Source organism: Micromonospora sp. 067-2 (assembly GCF_046549295.1).
Lineage (GTDB): Bacteria > Actinomycetota > Actinomycetes > Mycobacteriales > Micromonosporaceae > Micromonospora.
The window spans coordinates 43,826-64,048 of record NZ_JAJPWB010000001.1 but is presented as its reverse complement, the minus strand read 5'-3'; the positions used below and the strand labels follow the sequence as shown (position 1 = coordinate 64,048).

16 protein-coding genes are annotated in these 20,223 nt (G+C 72.0%); 10 read left to right on the top strand and 6 right to left on the bottom strand.

The features are described from left to right. The first annotated feature begins 35 nt into the window (after positions 1 to 35). From ACLJN9_RS00295 to ACLJN9_RS00280, 4 genes are read left to right on the top strand one after another with little or no spacing between them, the layout of a single operon-like run. Entirely contained in the window at positions 36 to 1,034 is a 999-nt protein-coding gene (locus ACLJN9_RS00295) for a FecCD family ABC transporter permease (protein ID WP_410808907.1), read from the top strand. Beyond that, entirely contained in the window at positions 1,031 to 2,083 is a 1,053-nt protein-coding gene (locus ACLJN9_RS00290; protein ID WP_410808906.1) for a FecCD family ABC transporter permease, read from the top strand. The genes ACLJN9_RS00295 and ACLJN9_RS00290 overlap by 4 nt, the downstream gene beginning before the upstream one ends. Positions 2,084 to 2,112: 29 nt before the next feature. After that, a complete protein-coding gene (locus ACLJN9_RS00285) occupies positions 2,113 to 2,928 on the top strand; it encodes an ABC transporter ATP-binding protein (protein ID WP_410808905.1) in 816 nt (271 codons plus the stop codon). Further along, positions 2,925 to 4,991 (top strand): penicillin acylase family protein, encoded by a 2,067-nt coding sequence (locus tag ACLJN9_RS00280; protein WP_410808904.1) that lies wholly within the window; start codon positions 2,925 to 2,927, stop codon positions 4,989 to 4,991. Before ACLJN9_RS00285 ends, ACLJN9_RS00280 begins: the two co-directional genes overlap by 4 nt. 6 nt (positions 4,992 to 4,997) lie before the next feature. On the opposite strand, the gene ACLJN9_RS00275 is transcribed toward ACLJN9_RS00280, so the two are convergent. The 6 genes from ACLJN9_RS00275 to ACLJN9_RS00250 all read right to left on the bottom strand — a co-directional run bounded on the left by ACLJN9_RS00275 (position 4,998) and on the right by ACLJN9_RS00250 (position 12,749). Next, a complete protein-coding gene (locus ACLJN9_RS00275; protein WP_410808903.1) occupies positions 4,998 to 5,615 on the bottom strand; it encodes a bifunctional 4-hydroxy-2-oxoglutarate aldolase/2-dehydro-3-deoxy-phosphogluconate aldolase in 618 nt (205 codons plus the stop codon). Continuing rightward, positions 5,612 to 6,355: an IclR family transcriptional regulator gene (locus ACLJN9_RS00270; RefSeq protein WP_410808902.1), complete on the bottom strand. Its 744-nt coding sequence runs from the start codon at positions 6,353 to 6,355 to the stop codon at positions 5,612 to 5,614. The genes ACLJN9_RS00275 and ACLJN9_RS00270 overlap by 4 nt, the downstream gene beginning before the upstream one ends. Before the next feature lie 3 nt (positions 6,356 to 6,358). Continuing rightward, complete coding sequence (locus ACLJN9_RS00265; protein ID WP_410808901.1) at positions 6,359 to 7,372, bottom strand: sugar kinase; 1,014 nt, start codon at positions 7,370 to 7,372, stop codon at positions 6,359 to 6,361. A 92-nt stretch (positions 7,373 to 7,464) separates the two neighbouring features. Then, a complete protein-coding gene (locus ACLJN9_RS00260) occupies positions 7,465 to 8,334 on the bottom strand; it encodes a S1 family peptidase (RefSeq protein ID WP_410809506.1) in 870 nt (289 codons plus the stop codon). Between the two features lie 271 nt (positions 8,335 to 8,605). Further along, positions 8,606 to 9,787, bottom strand: coding sequence for an L-rhamnose isomerase (gene rhaI / locus ACLJN9_RS00255; RefSeq protein WP_410808900.1), 1,182 nt, complete (start codon positions 9,785 to 9,787; stop codon positions 8,606 to 8,608). A 286-nt stretch (positions 9,788 to 10,073) separates the two neighbouring features. Continuing rightward, positions 10,074 to 12,749: a hypothetical protein gene (locus ACLJN9_RS00250; protein ID WP_410808899.1), complete on the bottom strand. Its 2,676-nt coding sequence runs from the start codon at positions 12,747 to 12,749 to the stop codon at positions 10,074 to 10,076. Positions 12,750 to 13,062: 313 nt separating this feature from the next. Between ACLJN9_RS00250 and ACLJN9_RS00245 the strand changes: the two genes are divergently transcribed. From ACLJN9_RS00245 to ACLJN9_RS00220, 6 genes are all read left to right on the top strand, one after another. Further along, the gene (locus tag ACLJN9_RS00245; protein WP_410808898.1) at positions 13,063 to 14,022 is read left to right on the top strand and encodes a carbohydrate ABC transporter permease; all 960 of its coding nucleotides are present in this window, start codon (positions 13,063 to 13,065) and stop codon (positions 14,020 to 14,022) included. Then, a complete protein-coding gene (locus ACLJN9_RS00240) occupies positions 14,019 to 14,912 on the top strand; it encodes a carbohydrate ABC transporter permease (protein ID WP_410808897.1) in 894 nt (297 codons plus the stop codon). Before ACLJN9_RS00245 ends, ACLJN9_RS00240 begins: the two co-directional genes overlap by 4 nt. 3 nt (positions 14,913 to 14,915) lie before the next feature. Continuing rightward, complete coding sequence (locus tag ACLJN9_RS00235) at positions 14,916 to 15,530, top strand: hypothetical protein (RefSeq protein ID WP_410808896.1); 615 nt, start codon at positions 14,916 to 14,918, stop codon at positions 15,528 to 15,530. A gap of 133 nt (positions 15,531 to 15,663) precedes the next feature. Further along, on the top strand, positions 15,664 to 16,686 hold the full coding sequence (locus ACLJN9_RS00230; RefSeq protein WP_410808895.1) for a LacI family DNA-binding transcriptional regulator: 1,023 nt from the start codon (positions 15,664 to 15,666) through the stop codon (positions 16,684 to 16,686). 58 nt (positions 16,687 to 16,744) lie between these two features. Continuing rightward, the gene (locus ACLJN9_RS00225; protein WP_410808894.1) at positions 16,745 to 17,140 is read left to right on the top strand and encodes an L-rhamnose mutarotase; all 396 of its coding nucleotides are present in this window, start codon (positions 16,745 to 16,747) and stop codon (positions 17,138 to 17,140) included. A 258-nt stretch (positions 17,141 to 17,398) separates the two neighbouring features. Next, positions 17,399 to 20,008 (top strand): hypothetical protein, encoded by a 2,610-nt coding sequence (locus ACLJN9_RS00220; RefSeq protein ID WP_410808893.1) that lies wholly within the window; start codon positions 17,399 to 17,401, stop codon positions 20,006 to 20,008. Positions 20,009 to 20,223 lie beyond the last annotated feature (215 nt).

Here is a 20,223-nt window from a genome sequence, read left to right as displayed (position 1 = left end):
GCGGGTCGGCGGCACCCCCTTCCGGACCACCGGCGGTGCGTCGCGGTCGTCAGGCGACCCGCGCCGCCGGCCTGGTCGCCGCCGTGGCCCTCCTGGGCGTGGTCCTCCTGCTCAGCATCGCCGTCGGCGCGAAGGCCATGCCGCTGGGCGACGTCTGGTCCGGGTTGCTGCACCGCGACGCCGCCGAGTACGCCGTGGTGCACAGGATGCGCCTGCCGCGCACCCTGCTCGGGCTGCTCGCCGGCGCGGCCCTCGGGGTCGCCGGCGCGGTGATGCAGGCCCTCACCCGCAATCCGCTGGCCGACCCGGGGCTGCTCGGCATCAACGCCGGCGCGTCCGCCGCCGTCGCCACCGCCGCCGCGTTCCTGGGCGTCACCGCCGTCGGCGGGTACGTCTGGTTCGCGTTGCTCGGCGCGGCGGTGGTCACCGCGCTGGTCTACGCCGTGGGTGGCGGGCGCGGCGCCACCCCGGCCCGCCTCGCGCTGGCCGGCGCGGCGCTGAACGCCACCCTCTACTCGTACGTGAGCGCGGTGATGCTCCTGGACAGCGCCTCGCTGGAGCGGTTGCGTTTCTGGACGGTGGGCTCACTGGCCAGCACCGATTCCGCGACCGTGAGCCGGGTGCTGCCGTTCATCCTGGTCGGCCTGCTGGTCGCGCTGGGCGCCGCCCGCCCGTTGAACGCCCTCGCGCTCGGCGACGACGCGGCACGGGCTCTGGGTGCACGACCCGCGCTGATCCGGGCCGCCGTGATCGTCGCGGTCACCCTGCTCTGCGGAGCCGCGACCGCCGCCTGCGGCCCGATCGTCTTCGTCGGGCTGCTGGTGCCGCACCTGGTTCGCGCCCTGACCGGCCCCGACCTGCGCTGGCTGCTGCCGTACTGCGCGGTGCTCGCCCCGGTGCTGCTGCTCGGCGCCGACGTGCTGGGCCGGGTACTGGGCCGACCGGGCGAACTCCAGGTCGGCATGGTGACCGCCGTGCTGGGCGGCCCGCTCTTCCTCTGGCTGGTCGCCCGCTCACGGGTGGCCCACCCGTGAGCGGGCGCACCGGCAGGCACAGCACCGTTCTCCGTACCCCCGGTGGGCTCTCGCTGCGGTTCCGCCCCCGCGCGCTGGCGGTCGGCGCCGGCGCCGCGCTGCTCGCCGCCGGGCTGGGCCTGGTCGCCGTCGGCAGTGGTGACTACCCGATGGGCGCGGCCGACGTGCTGCGCGCCCTCATCGGCGGCGGCACCCCGGCGGAGCAGTTCATCGTGCACGAGCTGCGGCTGCCCCGGCTGGTCACCGCCCTGCTGGTCGGCGCGGCGCTGGCGCTTGCCGGCACCGTGTTCCAGTCGTTGGTCCGCAACCCGCTCGGCAGCCCGGACGTGCTCGGCTTCACCCAGGGCGCGTCGACCGGCGCGTTGGTGGTGATCGTCCTCGGAGGCGGCAGTCTGGCCCTGGCCGGCGCGGCGGTGGCCGGCGGGCTGGGCACCGGCCTGGTGATCTACACCCTCGCCTGGCGACGCGGGGTGCACGGTTTCCGGCTGATCCTGGTCGGCATCGGCGTCGCGGCGATCCTCACCGGGGTCAACGGTTACCTGCTCACCCGTGCGCCGCTGATGGACGCCGCCCGCGCGGTGCTCTGGCTCACCGGCAGCCTGGACGGGCGGGGCTGGGCCAACGCCGGGCCGCTGCTCGTCGTCACCGCCGTGCTGGCCCCGCTGGTGCTTGTCGGCTGCGGTCCGGCGCTGCGGATGATGGAGCTGGGCGACGACACGGCCAGCGCCCTCGGTGTGCCGGTGCGCCGGCTGCGTCTGATCCTGCTCGCCGCCGCGGTGCTGCTCGTCTCGTTCGCGGCGGCCGCCGCCGGGCCGGTGTCCTTCGTGGCGCTCGTCGCGCCGCACGTGACGAAGCGGCTGACCCGGGCGCCCGGTCCGAACCTACTGCCGTCCATGGCGGTCGGCGCGGCGCTGCTGGTCGGTGCCGACCTGCTGGCCCAGCGTGCGTTCCCCGGGCACCAGCTTCCGGTCGGGGTGGTGACCGGGGTGATCGGCGGTGGCTACCTGGTCTGGTTGCTGGCCGTGGAACGCCGGGCGGGCCGGCTGTGACCATCCCCGACACGATCGAAGGAGTCTCGATGACATCCCGGCTCGGCGGTACCGCGCTGACCCTCGCCTACGACCGGCGCACCATCGCCGAGGACCTGACCGTGGCGGTGCCCGACCGGTCGTTCACGGTGATCATCGGTCCGAACGCCTGCGGCAAGTCGACCCTGCTGCGGGCGTTGTCCCGGATGCTGCGTCCGACCGTCGGGACGGTTCTGTTGGACGGCCGGGACATCCACGACCTGCCCGCCCGGACGGTGGCACGCACCCTCGGCCTGCTGCCGCAGTCGTCGATCGCGCCCGACGGGATCAGCGTCGCCGAACTGGTCGCCCGGGGCCGCTACCCACACCAGGGGCTGCTGCGGCAGTGGTCGCGTGAGGACGAACGGGTCGTGCAGGAGTCGATGGCCGCCACCGGGGTCGACGACCTCGCCGACCGGTCGGTGGACGAGCTCTCCGGCGGGCAGCGGCAGCGGGTCTGGATCGCCATGGCGCTGGCCCAGCAGACCCCGCTGTTGCTGCTCGACGAGCCGACCACCTACCTCGACATCGCCCACCAGATCGAGATCCTGGACCTCTGCGCCCGGCTGCACGAGGAGCAGGGCCGTACGCTGGTCGCGGTGTTGCACGACCTGAACCACGCGGCCCGCTACGCCACGCACCTGATCGCCATGCGCGACGGTCGGGTGGTGGCCGCCGGCGAGCCCGCCTCGGTGGTCACCGCCGACCTGGTGGCCGAGGTGTTCGGGCTGCCCTGCCGGGTGATCGACGACCCCGAGACCGGCACTCCGCTGGTCATCCCCGCCGCCCGGCGCCGCGCCACCGCCCCCACCCGGGAGCTGGCGTGACCTCCCGACGGTTCCGCGACCGGTGGGGCGTGCCGCACCTACGGGCCGACGATCCGCTCGCCCTGGCCACGGCGCAGGGCCGGGTGACCGCGTACGACCGGGCGTGGCAGATCGAGGTGGAGCGGCACCGGGCGCAGGGCACCAGCGCGGCCTTCCTCGGTGTCGAGGCGCTCGGCTGGGACCGCTTCGCCCGGCAGGTCCGGCTCGACGACACCGCCCGCCGCTGCCACGCCGCGCTCGATCCGGCGACCGCCGAGTGGGTGGGCGCGTACGTGGCCGGGGTGAACGCCGGTCTCAGCGCCGGGGCGGCCCGGGCGCCGGAGTTCGCCGCCACCGGCCTGACCCCCGGGCTGTGGCAGCCGTGGACGCCGCTGGCGGTCTGGCTGGGCCACCACATCCTCTTCGCGGGGTTCCCCTCCAAGCTCTGGCGCGAGCACGTGGCGCACCGGCTCGGCCCGGCCGCCATCGACCTGTTCGCCACCGACGGGCCTGCGGTCGCGGGCAGCAACGGCTGGCTGCTCGCCGCCGAGCGGACCGCAACCGGGGCCGCGCTGCTCGCCGGCGACCCGCACCGGTTTCTCGAGGATCCCGGCGTCTACCAGCAGATCCGACTGGCCTGCCCGGAGTACGACGTGGTCGGGTTGGCGGTGCCGGGCGTGCCGGGCATCGCCCACTTCGGGCACACCGGCGCGGTGGCCTGGGCCATCACCAACGCGATGGCCGACTACCAGGATCTGTACGCCGAGCGGCTGCGCCGCGACGGTCCGGCGGTGCGCGCACTGGGACCGGACGGCTGGCGACCCGCGCACACCCACGTCGAGACGATCGAGGTGGCCGGGGCGGACCCGGTCGAGGTCGAGGTAATGGAGACCGATCGGGGTCCGGTGATCGTCGGTGGGCCGGACGAGCCGACCGCGATCAGCCTCCGCTATCCGCCCCGGGTCCGCGCCGAGCTCGGCTTCGCGGCGCTGCCGGAGCTGCTGCGCGCCCGGTCCGTGGCCGACGTCGACCGGGCGCTGCGGCACTGGGTGGAGCCGGTCAACGTGGTGCAGGCGGCGGACACCGCCGGCGGGCTGCTGCATCGGGTCGCCGGCGCGGTGCCGGTGCGGGATCCGGGCAACGGTCGGCGGGTGGTGCCGGCCTGGCGCGCCGAGCACGCCTGGCGCGGCTGGTACGCGCCGCTGCCACGGGCCGAGGTGGCCGGGTACGCGGTGATGGCCAACGAGCGAGGGCTGGCGGCACCGCTCGGGGTCGAGTTCGCCCCGCCGCATCGCGCACGCCGGATCGCCGAGCTGCTCGAGGGCGGCACCGGCTGGACGGCCGAGCGGCTGGCCGCCGTGCACACCGACACGTACCTCGGCTCGGCCGGTCCGCTGCTGGCGGCGCTGGGCGGGCTGACCGGGCTCGGCTCGGCCGCCGCCGCGCTGCGCGACCGGCTGCTGCGCTGGGACCGGCGGATGGCCGCCGACAGCACCGACGCCGCGGACTTCGCCACGCTGCGGGCCGCCGTCGTGCGCCGGCTGGCCGCCCACCCGACGGTGGCCACGCTGGCCGAGCCGCCGGCGTACCCGGAGGTGTTCGCGCCCTGGTTGGCGCTGACGCCGCGGGTCGGCTTCGCGCTGGAGCACCTGCTCGGCGCCGCCCTGCTGCCGGGCCTGGACGTGGCCGCGCTGGTCCGCGCGGCGGCCGAGGAGGTCGCGGATGCGGCGGACGGGCAGGTGCGGTGGGGTGACCTGCACCGGCTGGCGCCGTGGCGGGCGCTGCCCGATCCGGATGCCGGGCCCGCCCCCCGACTGGACGGCGACCACGACTGCGTGCTGGCCACCTCCAGCGTGCCCGGAGTCACCCACCGGTGCGCACGCGGACCTGCGGCGCGCTTCGTGTGGGACCTGCGTCGCCGCCAGGACAGCCGCTGGGTGGTTCCGCTGGGTGCCTGCGGGGTGCCCGGCGACCCGCACCACGACGACCAGAGCGCCGCCTGGCTGGCCGGGGAACTCCTTCCGGTGACCACGGACTGGGACCAGCTCACCGAGGAGCCGGAGCACGGGCGCGACGACGGCTGAGCTTCACTACCGGGTGGGCGTCCCGAGCGTGACCAGTTCGGCGAGTCGGTCCAGCTGGTCGGGATCGGCCAGGGCTGAGCCGACCGCCACCACCCGCACGCCGGCGGCGAGGAACTCCCCGGCGTTGCCCGCGTCGAGGCCCCCGGTGGCGACGAAGCGTAGCTGCGGCAGCGGGCCGGCGACGGCCCGGAACCAGGACGGGCCGAGGGAGATCGCGGGGAACGCCTTGAGCCAGGTGAGCCCGTGTCGCAACGCCTGCTGCGCCTCGGTCGGGGTGGCCACGCCGGGCAGGTGGGGCAGGCCGCGCGCGGCGGCGGCGTCGGCGACGGCCAGGTCCAGGCCGGGGGCGACGGTGAACGTGGCCCCCGCGTCGGCCGCCGCGGCCACCTGCTCGGTGCCGAGCACGGTGCCGGCGCCGACGATCCTGCCGCGCTCCGCGCCCGCCTCGACGGCGGCGCGCAGCGCCGGCACCGCGTCGGCGGTCGCCACCGGCACCTCCACCACGTCGATGCCGAGGTCCCAGGCCTTCCCGGCGAGCCGGACGGTCTCCGCCACCGGCAGGCCGCGCAGGATGGCCATCACCCTGGCCGTGCCGAAGACGTGGTCGAAGTCGGGTGTGGTCATGGTGCGCTCCATCCGAGGTCGCGGGAGATCGACTGCGTGGTGGCCAGCAGCCGGGGTAACAGTCGGTGCAGGTCGGCGAGGGTGGCCACCACCGTGGGCGCGGTCACCGACACGGCTGCGGTGACCGCGCCGTCGGCGTGCCGCACCGGGGCCGCCACGCAGGTGATCAGCGACTCGAACTCGCCGTCGTCGGCGGCCCAACCACGGCCGGCGACGGCGGCCAGCTCCGCGCGCAGCGCCGCCGGGTCGCGGATCGTGGCAGGGGTGTACGCCCGCAGCTCGGTGCGGTCGAGCAGCCCGGTCAGCCGGGGTTCCGGGCAGTACGCCAGCACCACCTTGCCCACCCCGCTGGCGTGCAGGGGTGCGGTGCGGCCGATCTGGGAATACATCCGCACCTGGCCACGGGCCTCGATCTTGTCGACGTAGACCAGGTCGTCGTCGACCAGTTGGGCCAGGTGGATGGTGTGCCCGCAGTCCCGGCCCAGCGCCGCCAGGTGGGGACGGGCCACCGCGCGCACGTCGAGGGAGTCCAGTGCCTGCTGGGCGAGGCCGACCAGCCGCAGCCCGACGGTCCAGCCGTCGTCGCGACGACGCGCGAAGCCACCCGCCTCGAGGGTCTGCAACAGGCGCAGCGCGGTGGACTTGTGCACCCCGAGGTGGGCGGCCGCCGCACCGAGCCGGGCGGGCTCGCGGGCCAGCAACTCCAGCAGGCGCATCGCCCGGTCGACGCTCTGCGACACGCCTCAGACCTCTTCCCGGACGGTCAGGTCCAGAGGCGACCAGGTCTCGACGGGTGCGCCGAGCAGCCGGTCGAGCCAGGCCCACCCGGGCACCGGTGCGTTGTCGCCGCTGCTGCCCAGCGCCTGTGCCGCGACCAGGTGGCCGAGGCGCAGCCGGCGTACCGGATCGAGGCCGCGCAGCACGCCGGTGAGGTAGCCGGCGGCGAAGGCGTCTCCGGCGCCGACCGGCTCCACGAGGGCGACCCGGGGCGCCGGGACGAAGACCGGTTCGGCGTCGCGGCACAGGGCTGTGGCACCCAGCGCGCCGTCCTTGACCACCACCGTCTGCGGCCCGGGCAGCAGGTGGCGTACCGCCTCCGGGTCGGCGGCGCCCCACAGGGTGTCCGCCTCGTCCTGACCGACGAAGACCAGGTCACAGCTGTCGGCCAGGTCGCGCAGCACGGGCGCGGCCTCGCCGGCCGACCAGAGCCGGGCCCGGTGGTTGACGTCGAAGCTGACCAGCGCGCCCGCCAGCGGCCGGTCGGTCACCGCGTGCTCGACCAGCGCGCGGCAGGTGGCGGAGAGCGCCGGGGTGATCCCGGACAGGTGCAGCACGCACGTGCCGGCCAGCCGTGTGTCGGCCAGGACGCTGGAGTCCATCCGGGAGGCGGCCGAGCCGGCCCGGTAGTAGTGCACGGCGGTCGCCGTCGGGCCGGGGTCCTTGACGTACAGCCCGGTGGGCGCGCTCGGGTCGACGGTCACCAGGGCGACGTCGACCCCGGCGGCGGCGACGTGCCGGACGACGGCCCGACCGAACGGGTCGTCGCCGACCCGGCTCACCCAGGCCGCCCGGTGTCCGAGCCGGGCCAGGTAGCCGGCCACATTGGACTCGGCGCCGCCGACCGACACGCTCACCCGTTCGGCGTGCTCCAGTGGCTCACCCGACGGAGGGCAGAGCACCACCATCGTCTCCCCCACGGTGGCCACCTCGACCGCGCCGGGGGCGGCCGGTGGGGTCGCTCGGTCGTCCGGCGTCATGGGCACACATCCTTGCGGCGGGGTCCGGGGTGCCGCCGAGCCTAGGACCATTGCGCAGGATGGGCAACCCGTTGCACCCTGCGCAACGGAGGTCAGGGCAACGTCAGCCCGTACGCGGCCAGCACCTCCCCGATCGGCTGGTAGAAGCTGGTGCCGCCGGAGGTGCAGTTACCGCTGCCGCCGGAGAGGATGCCGATGATCGTGCCGGTGGACACCACGTAGAGCGGCCCGCCGCTGTCCCCCGGCTCGGCGCAGATGTTGGTACGGATCAGGCCGTAGACCACGTTCCCACCGGCGTAGTTGACGGTCTGGTTGAGGGCGGTGACAGTGCCGCAGCGCACGCCGGTGGTGACGCCGCTGCGGCACACCGCCTGACCGACGGACGCGCTGCCGGCGCCGTAGATGGTCAGCAGACCCGGATAGGTGTAGACCGCGCTGGGGTGGGCGATCCGGCCGGTGTAGCGGATCAACCCGTAGTCGTTGGTGGGAAAGCTGGTGGCGGTGCGGGTGCCGAGCACGACGGTCTGCGCGCTGTCGGCGTACCAGGCACTGGCGAGCGTGGTGCAGTGCCCGGCGGTGACCACGTAGTAGGTGCTGCCACTGCGCACGTTGGCCCCGAGCGAGCAGCGTCCACCACCGCCGTAGATGCCCTGCCCCCCGGCGATCAGGGTGCGCAGCGTCCCCGGTTCCCGCCGCAGCAGGGCACCAGCCCGGTCGGCCACCGCCCGCAGCGCCGCCACCTCGGCGGGAGCGACGGTGTCGTCGACGGTGATGGTCATCCGGCCGGTGGCCGGGTCGAGGCCCCAGGCGGTGCCGGCTGTGCGTACGCCGGCCAGCGCGACCGCCGGGTCGGCGACCTGCGGGACGGGCCCGGACCTCTCGGGGACGGCGGCCTGCGCGACGCCGGGCACGACGAGGAGGAACGTGGTCAGGACGAGGGCGACGAGCGGGGAGCGGCGCATCCGAACCTCCGAAGAGATCGACATATATGGATGCTGTTAAGCATCACCCGCCGGCTGACGCACTGGCAACCTCGCGTGCGACAGCCCATCGGCGCAGGGGCGATCGCCACTCCGCCGAGCGGGGCCACTCATCGCAGGAACGCCGCGGCGACCTCCCGCGTCGACCGGACCGTGCAGGCCGGTGGTGTGCGACAGGTCCCCGCCGGTCAGCGCGAACGCGGGTCCGCGCCCAGCCGGTTGGACCGGGCGATCCGCTCGTCCGCCTCGGGCATCAGGCACCCCACCCCGCAGCCTGGCCACCGACCCGCTCGGTGCGGATCCGCTCGAAGTAGCCGGAGCGGGCGTACGCGGCCATCGGGTCCGGGTCCAGACCCTGCTCGGTACGCAACTCCCGCAGCAACGGCCGCACGTCGGTGTTGTACGCATCCATCACCACCGCATTGGCACCCAACACATCACCGGCACGCTGCGCGGCAGCCAACGCCGACGCGTCGACCAGCAACGCCTTCGCCGTCGCCTCCTGCACATTGAGCACCGACCGGATGATCGCCGGAATCTTCGGCTCGATGTTGTGACACTGGTCCAACATGAACGCGATACCAGCCTCCGGAACCAACGCGCCAGCCTGCACGATCTCCACCATGATCCGAAACAGCTGGAACGGGTCCGCCGAACCCACCATCAGATCGTCGTCGGCATAAAAACGCGAGTTGAAATCGAACGCACCCAACCGACCAGCACGCAGCAGGACCGCCACAATGAACTCGATATTGGTACCCGGCGCGTGATGCCCCGTGTCGATCACCACCTGCGCCCGCTCGCCCAACTCCAAGCAGTGCGCGTACGCCGTACCCCAGTCCGGCACATCCGTCATGTAGAACGCCGGCTCGAACAGCTTGTACTCCAACAACAACCGCTGGTCGACGCCGAGCCGATCGTAGGTCTCCCGCAACGCCGCCGCCAGCCGATCCTGCCGAGCACGGATGTCATCCTGACCCGGATAGTTCGTGCCGTCGGAGAACCACAGCTTCAAGTCCCGCGAACCCGTGGCGTCCATGATGTCCACACACTCCAGCAGATGACCGATCGCCTTGCGCCGCACACCCGGATCCGGGTTCGTGACACTGCCCAACCGGTAGTCGTCATCCTGGAACACGTTCGCGTTGATCGCACCCAGGCTGACTCCACGGTCCACCGCGTACGCGGCCAGGTCGGCGTAGTCGTCGACCCTGTCCCACGGAATGTGCAGCGCCACGCTCGGCGCCACCCCCGTGAGCTGGTGCACGACCGCCGCGTCCGCGACCTTCTCGTACGGGTCGCGCGGCACACCCTCCTGCGCGAACACCTTGAACCGGGTGCCGGAATTGCCGTACGCCCAGGACGGCGTCTCGATCCGCTGCAACCGCAGGGCGGCCAGGACCCGGGCCCTGGTTCCCGCCGTCAGATCAGTCATCGTGGTTCTCCGATCGAGGCCCGCGGGCGGCCCGGCCGGTGGCATGCCGACGAGACCGCCCGCGAGGTAATGAAACGTTTCATGGTCACTGTACCCGACGGTACGACGACAGTTCCGCAGCCGTCAAGGGCCACCAACCCGACGCGACCACGGGCTCGGACGCCCCGATGTCCACCGACAACCGCCGCCGGCCGGAGCGCCCCTCCTGAAACGTGTCAGGAGGATTGCTCCGGCCGGCGGTGGTTGTCGATGTCCGGAAGGTGCTACCCGGACACCGAGCGGCAGGTCAGCGCCGGTCGGCGACGTCGATGTCGGTGCGACGGACGGGCAGCGGGTAGGCCGGGTCGAGGAAGAAGCTCGGGTGTGGCGGCTGGTTGTACACCACGTTCTCCGAGGCCACCTGGTTGCGGTACTGCGGGTCGTGCATGAGCGTGCGGAGCTTGTGCACGGTCGCGATGGTGGTGGTGTAGACCCGCAGGTGGTCGGTGCCGACCCGCCACACCACCTCCTCACGCCAGTCGCCGTACAGGTCGGCGGTCAGGGCGGGGCTGCCGTTGCCGCCGTCACCGTTGGCCACCGCACCCGGCGCGGTCAGCAGCACGGTCTGACCCACGCTGGTCGGCCGGGTGGTGTACGCGGTGTCCGGCTTGGCGATCACGTTGTCGCCGACCAGCTCACTGGTCAGGTCGCCGTCCCAGTAGATCGGGAAGTTGCCGGTCAGGCCGCCATTGGCGTACAACTCCTCGCCGGTGACCGCACTGAACACCGTGCCGCCGGTCCAGTACTCCGCACCCGGGCTGTGCGGGTCGATGTTGGCGGCCACACCCCGCTCGTTGTCGCCGCCGCCGTACATGGCCGCGGTGACCTCGCCGGTCTCCGGGTCGTACACCGCCGCGCCGGGGCGGTAGCCCAACCCGGTGCGGCCGTCGCGGCCCACCGCGTCGAGCCCGGCCGCCTGCTCCTGGACGAGGAACACCTCCGTGCCCGGCCGGGACGGGTCGAAGTCACCCACGTGGTACGCGTCGCCGTGCGCCAGGTGGATGAAGCGGTCGTCGGCGTCCGGATTCTTGATCTGCGGGGTCAGGTCGACGTTCAGGGGCGGCGCGGGGTACGGGAACCACGTGCCGGCCACCGCCTGGATCTTCAGGTGCTCGTCCAGCACCATGGCACCGTAGATGATCTCGTCACGGCCGTCGTTGTCGATGTCGGACGTCATCAACGAGTGCATGCCCCGGTCCTCGCCGAGGTCCGGGTCGGGCAACGTGTCCGAGTCGAACGTCGCCCCCAGCACCAGCTTGCGGTCCTTGAGGGTGTACGCGGCGACGGTGGTCTTCGCGTAGTAGCCGCGGGCCATGATGGCGCTCGGGTGCACGCCGTCGAGGTAGGCGACCGAGGCGAGGAAGCGGTTGGCCCGGTTGCCCTGCGGGTCGCCCCACGGGTAGTAGCCCCATCGGGTGTCCGGATCGGTCCAGTACGGGTCCGGGATCTCGCTCGGGTCGATCGGCTCCTGCTCCCCCGGTGCCTCGCCGTCGCGGACCGCCCCCTCGAAGTTGGCGCCCCGGTGGTCGACCGGGGCGGCACCCCAGTTCTTCGGCCCGTAGGGAAAGGCGTAGTCGACGGTGTCGACGACGCGGCCGGTGCGGCCGTCGAAGGCGGTGAGGTACTCGTTGCTGGTGCCGATCGGGCCGTAGGTGTAGACCTTGCCCCACTGGCGGACGTTCTGCTCCGGGGGCGTGTTCCCGCCCGGCAGCACCCAGGCGACGTTGTAACCGTTCGTCGCGTCGTAGTACCTGTCCAGCTTCGCCTCGTCGCCGGCGGCGAAGTAGCCGGCGAACCGGTCGAAGGTGGCCTGCTTCTGGCCGATCACGCCGCGCACCTGGTAGCTGCCGTCGGCGGCGACGGTGCCGGTGGCGGTGCCGTCGGCCGTCTTGATCAGCAGCTCGGCCCGGCCGTCACCGTCGAGGTCGGCCACCACCGGCTGGGTGTCGTGCGCCCCGGCCCGGATGTTGTAGCCCACGTTGACCCGCCACAGCAGCGTGCCGTCCAGCCGGTACGCGTCGATGATCGCCGGTGCGGTGAAGCCGGACTGCGACGAGTCCTTCGCCCCGGACGGGTTCCACTTGACGATCAGCTCGTAGTCGCCGTCGCCGTCCAGGTCCCCGGGGCTGACGTCGCCGGGCGTGTAGGTCGCCGTCGACGTCGCGATCGAGCCGTCGGCGTTGCGCACCCACTGGAGCTTGGCGCCGCGGTCGAGGTGGTCGACGTAGCGGGTGAAGGTCTTGTCGAGTTCGGTGAAGAGTGTGTCGCTGATGCCGTAGCGGTTGCCGCCCTTCCAGGTGGCGCGGGTGCCGAAGGCGTTCTTGGGTGCCCAGTCGGGTTCGTCGAGGTAGGTGCGGAACGGGGCGATGAGGGTGGCGAACTCGTTCTCGGTGAGGCCGGTGGGGTTGTCGTGGGCCTCGCGGATGTGCCGCAGCAGGTTCATGTCCACCGGCTCGAACTGCTTGCCGGACACCGTCGTGGGATAGGTCTGCACCCGTGGATACGGCGCCGCCGGCGGTCGTTGCAGGGCGATGTCGCGGAACTGGTCGGTCAGCGGGGTGACGGCCGCGGATCTGGGTCGGGTGACGCCGTTGACGATGGCGGCGATGCGGTAGGTCGAGGTGGTGGTGCCGGTGGTGTCGGTGTGGTTGCTGCTGGCGGTGACGGTGGTGAGGAGTTTGTTGTCGCGGTAGACGCGGTAGGCCACGTCGTCGGGCTCGTCACCGAGGAACCGCCAGCTGAGGTACACGCCCTCGGCGGTCTTGACCGCGACCAGACCACGGTCGAGATGCTCGAGCTGACGCAGCCCCGCGCCGGGGGCCGCGGCAGCCGCGACCTGCGGCGCCACCAACCCGGACGCCAGCAGGGGCAGGGTGGCCAGCAGCACCGCGGCGCGGCGGGCTGGCCGGGATCGGGAACTCATGGGGGTCCTTTCCAAGGGGTACTTGGTGTGCCGGTCAGCGGTGGCCGAGGACGTGCGGAAAGCCTCCGTGGGGGGTGGCAGGGAATTCCCGGAGCACAATGAACCGTTTCAATTTCTCGCCGCAACGTAGCCGCTGTGTTACAAGAGTGTCAAGACCCCCCGCTCCCGACGGCCAAGAAAGGCGTCTACACGCGGATTTGGGCGGTCATTCCGTTGACACTCCCGGGGGCCACCGGTAACTTCCCGATGATTGAACTGTTTCATCTAACCCTGATCCACTCGCTCCGGCGGTGGGCGATCGGAAGCTGAGCCGATGACAGTGCAGACACTCGACGCGCCGGCCGCGCCGCCCGCCGGGTCCGGCGCCAGCCGGTCCGGCAGGCGACACCGGCGGGACCGTCCCGGTATCGCCTTTCTCTTCCTCTCTCCCTGGGTCTGCGGGGCGCTGCTGCTCACCGTCGGGCCGATGCTCGCCTCGCTCTACCTGTCCTTCACCGACTACGACCTCTTCACCAGCCCCCAGTGGGTCGGCTTCGACAACTACCGGCGGCTGTTCACCGACGACAGCCGGTTCCTCGCCTCGGCCACCGTCACCGCGAAGTACGTCCTCCTCTCGGTGCCGCTCAAGCTGGCCGCCGCACTGGCCGTCGCGTTGTTGCTCAACCGGCCACGGCGTGGTCAGGGCTTCTACCGCTCGGCGCTCTACGCGCCGTCACTGCTCGGCACCGGCGTCGCGCTGGCCCTCGCCTGGCGCGCGCTCTTCACCGACGACGGCGTCGTCGACTCGCTCACCAACACCGTCGGTTGGGACACCGGTGGCTGGATCAACGAGCCGGACTACGCGCTCTACGTCCTGATCATCCTGGCCGTCTGGCAGTTCGGCGCACCGATGGTCATCTTCCTGGCCGGCCTCAAGCAGATCCCACAGGAGCTGTACGACGCCGCCGCGGTGGACGGCTCCGGCTGGTGGCGCACGTTCCGCTCGGTTACCCTGCCGATGCTCTCCCCGATCATCCTGTTCAACCTGGTGCTGGAAACCATCCACGCCTTCCAGGCCTTCACACCGGCCTTCGTGGTCAGCGGAGGACGCGGCGGGCCCAGCAACTCCACGCTGTTCTACACGCTCTACCTCTACGAGCGCGGGTTCGCCCAGTTCCGGATGGGCTACGCCTCGGCCATGGCGTGGATCCTGCTGCTGACCGTGGCCGCGATCACCGCATTGTTCTTCGGCACCTCACGCCGATGGGTCTTCTACTCGGGGGAGGACAAATGACGGCGACCCCAGCCGCCGCGCCGGCACGCCGCCCGGCACCCCGCCGCCCGGCACCCCGCCGCCCGCTGGCCACGTCGGCCTGGCACGCCGGCATGATCCTGCTGGTGCTGCTGCTGCTCTATCCGGTCCTCTGGCTGCTCACCGCCTCGGTGAAGCCCACGTCCGAGATCCTGTCCAGCATCAGCCTGGTGCCGAGCCGACTGGCCCCGGAGAACTACGGTGCCGCCTTCGACGGCATCGCCGGCATCAGCGTCTGGCGGTTCTTCGGCAACTCGCTGATCGTCGCGATCGGGGCGGTCGTCGGCAACCTGATCTCCTGCTCGCTGGCCGCGTACGCCTTCGCGCGACTGCGGTTCCGGCTGCGCGGCCCGCTCTTCGCGCTGACCCTGCTCACCATCATGCTGCCGTACCACGTGGTGTTGATCCCGCAGTACACCATCTTCCAGAAGCTCGACCTGGTCGGCTCGTTCGTGCCGCTGATCCTGCCCAAGCTGTTGGCCACCGACGCCTTCTTCGTCTTCCTCATGGTGCAGTTCATCCGCGGGCTGCCACGCGAGCTGGACGAGGCCGCGGAGATCGACGGCTGCGGCCCGATCGCGATTTTCCGGTACGTCATCCTGCCGCTGCTCAAACCGGCCCTGGTCACCACGACGATCTTCACCTTCATCTGGACCTGGAACGACTTCTTCAGCCAACTCGTCTACCTCAACGATCCGGAGACCTACACGCTGCCGCTGGCCCTGCGCCTCTTCATCGACCAGACCAGCGAGTCGGCGTTCGGCCCGATGTTCGCCATGTCGGTGCTGAGCATCCTGCCGGTGATCTGCTTCTTCCTGGCCTTCCAGCGCTACCTGGTCGAGGGCATCGCGACGTCCGGGCTGAAGGGCTGAGCGGTGACCAGCGACACCGACCGCACGGCCACCGGCCGGCCCGCCCGGGACCTCGCCGGCGGGCTGGCGTGGCTCGCCGACGTGCTGGTGGTCGGGCTGCTCGTCGCGGTCACCGCGCTGCCGGTGGTGACCGCGTACGTGGCCACGGCCGCCGGGGTGCTGGCGCTACGAAAGCGCGCCGAGCGAGGCTCCGGCGTGACCGTCGGGCGCTACCTGCGCGCGTTCTGGGCGGTCGCCCGCAGCAGCCCGTGGCCGTACGCCGTGGTGCCGGTGCTCGCCGCGCTGGCCCTCGCCGAGCTGACCGCCGTGGCGTCCGGGCTGCCCGGCGCCCGCCTGATGGGGCCGGCGCTGGTCGTCGCGCTCGCGTTGGTCGTGGCGGTGCTGCTGCGTACCGCTGCGCAGTGGCGTCCGGGAATGTCCTGGCCGGCGGCGGCGGAGTCGGCTCTGGCCCGGGTGCGTGCCGACCCGGGCGGCACACTGCTGCTGCTGGCGGCGACGCTGGTCGTCGGGCTGCTGGCCGTGTCGGTCCCGCTGCTCCTGCCGCTGCTGCCGGGGCTGCCCGCGTTCGCCGCGGTGGCGGTGGAGGCGCGGGCGCGACGGAGGGCGCAGCCGCGCTGACCGGCACCGCGCGGTGGTGAGCGCGACACCGGCAGCGGGATCGGCCGGAGTCGACGGGCGAGCCGATATGCTCAAACCGTTTCAACAGCCGTCCCGTCCGCCGGGGCAATCGGGAGGCAGCGTGATTGCGCCGATGGTGAGTATCAAGGACGTGGCCAGCCGCGCCGGAGTGTCGGTCGGCACCGTCTCCAACGTGCTCAACCGGCCCAATCTGGTGTCCGAGATGACCCGAAGCCGGGTCCGGGCGGCGATCAACGAACTCGGCTTCGTGCCCAACGACGCGGCCCGGCACCTGCGTCGCGGTCGAGGCCGCACGCTCGGCCTGGTCGTGCTGGACGTGGCGAACCCGTTCTTCACCGACATCGCCAAGGGCGTCGACGACACCACCGGGCCGGCCGGCATGGCCGTCATCTTCTGCAACAGCAACGGCGACATCGCCCGGGAGGGCCGATACCTCGACCTGCTCGAGGAGCAACGGGTGCAGGGCGTTCTGATCACCCCGGTGGGCGACGACAACGCGCGGCTGGATCGGCTGCGCAGCCGGGGCATCCTCGTCGTGGTGCTGGACCGACCGGCGCCCAGCCGCGACTTCTGCTCCGTCTCGGTCGACGACCGGCTCGGCGGAGAGTTGGCGGTGCGGCACCTCGTCGAGGCCGGGCACGAGCAGATCGCGTTCGTCGGCGGGCCCTGGCGACTGGAGCAGGTCAGCGACCGTTACCACGGCGGCGTCAAGGCGTTGGAGGAGGCCGGGCTCGGTGCGGACAACCTGCGGAGGTTGGACACTCCGAGCCCGACGGTGGCGGCCGGGCGGGACGCCGTGTCCCGGATCCTCGGTCTGCCCCGCTCCGCCCGGCCGACCGCGATCTTCTGCGCCAACGATCTGCTGGCCCTCGGCGTGTTGCAGGGGCTGACCCGCCAACAGATCCGGGTGCCCGACGACATCGCGCTGGTCGGTTACGACGACATCGAGTTCGCCGCCGCCGCCGCGGTCCCCCTGACCTCGGTCCGGCAGCCGCGCCAGCAGCTCGGCCGCAGTGCGGCGGAGCTGATCCTGGATGAGGCCAACAACCCCGACGGCCACCAGCACCGGCAGGTGGTCTTCGAACCGGAACTGGTGGTTAGAGAGTCCAGCCAGCATTCCTTCCGCCGCGACTGACCGGCGTCGGAGGCCCCGCGCGGCCCCGCGCCGGCAGCCCCACCCCCGAGGAGTCGATGTGCGTACCGTCTGTTTCCTTCTCCAGGTCCGACCGGACCGGCTGGCCGAGTACCGGGAGCGGCACGCCGCCGTCTGGCCCGAGATGTTGCGCGCGCTCCGCGACGCGGGTTGGTACGACTACTCGCTGCACCTGCGCGAGGACGGGCTGCTGGTCGGTCACTTCCGCACGAAGGACCTGGCGGAGTCGCTGGCGGCGATGGAGCGCACCGAGGTCAACGCCCGCTGGCAGGAGTCGATGGCGCCGTTCTTCGACGGCCTGGACGGGCGCCGGCCGGACGAGGGCTTCCTGGTGTTGGAGCACATCTTCGACCTGGACGCCCAGCTCGACGCCGTGCAGCTCGACGAGCCTGCGCCAGCCGGATCAGCGCTTGAAACGACACCAACGCCTGCCTAGCGTCGACGTCTGATCCGTATCCCCGCCCTGCTGGCCGACTTCGCGGAATCCGGGCAATCGTCGGCCGACCCGGCGCGGCGGGTCACACCGCGCCTGGGCTGAGAGCATCGGGCCGTACGGCAGTGGTTGACGGCGATGGCCGACGGTCCTAGAGTCGCAGCCACGATTGAAACGATTTAGAGCGGAGTGGCCGCCACCGTCCACCTCGTCACCACCGGCGGACCAGGCGTGCCCTCCCGATCCAGGAGGTTCCCGTACATGACCCGAACGCTCCGCACGGCAGCGGCGCTGGCCGTCCTACCGCTGCTCGGCGCCGCGCTGGCCGTGCCCGCCGCCGCGGCGGCACCGGCCGACGCGCCCCCGGCACGTCAGTTGGAGTTCCTCGACCGTGGTCTGGTGGCGGTCAAGACCGCCGAGGGCGTGTACCTCAGCTGGCGGTTCCTCGGTGACGAGCCCGACGACGTGGCCTACCGCGTCTACCGCGACAACAAACTCCTCACCACCGTCACCGCCAGCAGCAACCACACCGACACCACCGGCACCACCACCTCGACCTACCGCATCGCCGCCATCGTCAACGGCGTCACCCGACCCAGATCCGCGGCGGTCACCCCGCTGACCGACCAGTTCCGCGACATCCAGCTGCGGCGGCCGGCGCCCGCCGTCACGCCGGTCCTGCAGACCTACCCGACCACGGTCACCGGCAAGCAGTACGAGCCGGTGGACATGAACCTGCTGCGGCACATCCGCGAGGCCCACGACAACCCCGCCGGCCTCACCGAGAACGAGTTCGCCACCCTCATCGCCCCGTTCCGCACCTACCTCGACGAACCCGACTGGGCACCCAAGAACGCCTTCGGCACCCGCGCCACCTGGAAGGGCGGCAACCGCTACGGCATCAGCGACACACTCTTCACCGAACTCGACAAGACCTTCACCCGCTACGTCGACCACCTCGACCGCGGCGCCAAACTCCAGTGGGTGCGTAACGCGGACGGCTCCCTGGCCACCAACACGGCCACCTACGCCCCCGGCGACGCCAGCACCGGCGACCTGGACGGCGACGGCGACTACGAACTGATCCTCAAGTGGGACCCGAGTGACGCCAAGGACTCGTCCGCGTACGGCTTCACCTCCCCCACGCTGATCGACGCGTACAAGCTGGACGGCACGCTGCTCTGGCGGGTCGACGTGGGCTACAACATCCGCTCCGGCGCGCACGACACGCAGTTGGTCGTCGCGGACTTCAACGGCGACGGCCGATCCGAGCTGGTCATCAAGACCGCGGACGGCACCAGCAGCGGCACGGTCGCCGCCGACGGCACGTACCAGGCGCGGGACGTGGTGGGCAACCGGCAGGCGACCAGCGAGAAGATCCGCTCCTACCTGCGCGACGGTGACACCGCGAAGCTCGACCGCTACCAGGACTCGATCAACTCGTACAGCGTGGCGTGGGTTCTGCCCGGCGGGAACACGCCGCCGGAGCAGAACGTCCGCCAGTGGGGCAAGGTCTACACCTACGGCCCGATCGGCACCAGCAACGAGTACCTCACCGCCTTCGACGGCCGCACCGGCCGCGTCGTCGACACCGTCGACTACGCCTTTCCCTACGGACCGAAGAACTGGGGCACCGCCCCGGTCGACCACCGGGGCGCGTTCTTCAAGGCCGAGGTCGACCCGTACTGGCAGAACCCCGCGACGCAGTGGGGCAACTTCCCGTGGGGTGACCCGCAGGGCAACCGGGCCAACCGGTTCCTGGCCGGCGTGGCCTACCTGGACGGTGTGCACCCGAGCGCCATCATGGCCCGCGGCTACTACGCGAAGACCACCGTCGCGGCGTACTCCATGCGGGGTAACGAGCTGATTCTCGGGGACACCTTCGACTCGGGCCGGCTGCCCGACCCGAAGCTCGGCGAGGACCGCGGCGTACACAGCCTGATGGTCTCGGACGTGGACAGCGACGGCCGCGACGAGATCGTCTACGGCGCCATGGTGCTGGAGAGCGACCTCAGTATCAAGACGGTGGCACACACCTGGTTCCCCTACCCGGCTCCCCCGGTCAACGTGGACCTGACCCCGCAGATCAAGAACCCGGACGAGAACGCCCGGTACGTGAACCTGGCACACGGCGACGCCATGCACATCGGCGACCTCGACCCGACCCGGCCCGGCACCGAGGTGTTCCTGGTGCAGGAGGAGTGGAACGCCCGGGCCGACGCGAAGGACCGGGCCGGCAACACGGTCGACGGGGTACGCCCCGGCGGCGGCGTCTACGACCCGGTGACCGGCGAGCTGCGGACGGCCTTCTACGCCGGCAAGGACAACGGGCGGGGCGCGGCCGACAACATCGACCCGAACAGCCCCGGCGCCGAGTACTGGTCCAACGGCTACGTCTACAGCGCGGTCACCGGCGAGCAGCTCTACGGCAGCGGCAACCTGCCGGTGAACTTCCTCGTCTACTGGGACGGCGACCTGACCCGGGAGCTGCTGGACAGCAACCGGATCTCCAAGGCGAACACCGACTACACCAGCCGACCGACGACGGTCAACAAGACCGACCTGCTGGTGGCCACCGGCGCGACGTCGATCAACGGCAGCAAGTCCAACCCGGTGCTCTCCGCCGACCTGCTCGGTGACTGGCGCGAGGAGGTGGTGTTCCGCCTCGGTGACGACAAGCTGCGGCTGTACACCACCACCATCCCGACCCCGCACAAGATCCGCACCCTGATGCACGACCCGCAGTACCGCAACCAGGTGGCCTGCGAGAACGTTACCTACAACCAGCCCCCGCACCCGAGCTTCTTCCTGGACCCGGCGTACCCGCTGCCGGCCAGGCGGACCGACATCGACGTGTCCCGGCGCGGCTGAGCCGACGACACCCGGCGGGCGCCGCGCACGATGCGTGGCGCCCGCCGCGGCCGGGGCCGCTACTTCCGCCCGGCCCGACGTGGCCGCCTGACCCACGTCCGCCCGAGGACCGGAACGGCCGAATCGGGGACGCGTCTCCGCGGCGCGGTCGATACTGCCAGGGGGACGCGGCGCCCGGGGGCGCCCCGCCGTGCGCCGGGCGGCCGGTGCCGGGA

Excerpts from the sequence above, each read along its gene's own strand:
- ACLJN9_RS00240 (WP_410808897.1), top strand. The coding sequence starts at position 14,019 with ATGACGGCGACCCCAGCCGCCGCGCCGGCACGCCGCCCGGCACCCCGC.
- ACLJN9_RS00250 (WP_410808899.1), bottom strand. The coding sequence starts at position 12,749 with ATGAGTTCCCGATCCCGGCCAGCCCGCCGCGCCGCGGTGCTGCTGGCC.
- ACLJN9_RS00230 (WP_410808895.1), top strand. The coding sequence starts at position 15,664 with ATGGTGAGTATCAAGGACGTGGCCAGCCGCGCCGGAGTGTCGGTCGGC.
- ACLJN9_RS00260 (WP_410809506.1), bottom strand. The coding sequence starts at position 8,334 with ATGCGCCGCTCCCCGCTCGTCGCCCTCGTCCTGACCACGTTCCTCCTC.
- ACLJN9_RS00275 (WP_410808903.1), bottom strand. The coding sequence starts at position 5,615 with ATGACCACACCCGACTTCGACCACGTCTTCGGCACGGCCAGGGTGATG.
- ACLJN9_RS00265 (WP_410808901.1), bottom strand. The coding sequence starts at position 7,372 with ATGACGCCGGACGACCGAGCGACCCCACCGGCCGCCCCCGGCGCGGTC.
- ACLJN9_RS00220 (WP_410808893.1), top strand. The coding sequence starts at position 17,399 with ATGACCCGAACGCTCCGCACGGCAGCGGCGCTGGCCGTCCTACCGCTG.
- ACLJN9_RS00285 (WP_410808905.1), top strand. The coding sequence starts at position 2,113 with ATGACATCCCGGCTCGGCGGTACCGCGCTGACCCTCGCCTACGACCGG.
- rhaI (WP_410808900.1), bottom strand. The coding sequence starts at position 9,787 with ATGACTGATCTGACGGCGGGAACCAGGGCCCGGGTCCTGGCCGCCCTG.
- ACLJN9_RS00245 (WP_410808898.1), top strand. The coding sequence starts at position 13,063 with ATGACAGTGCAGACACTCGACGCGCCGGCCGCGCCGCCCGCCGGGTCC.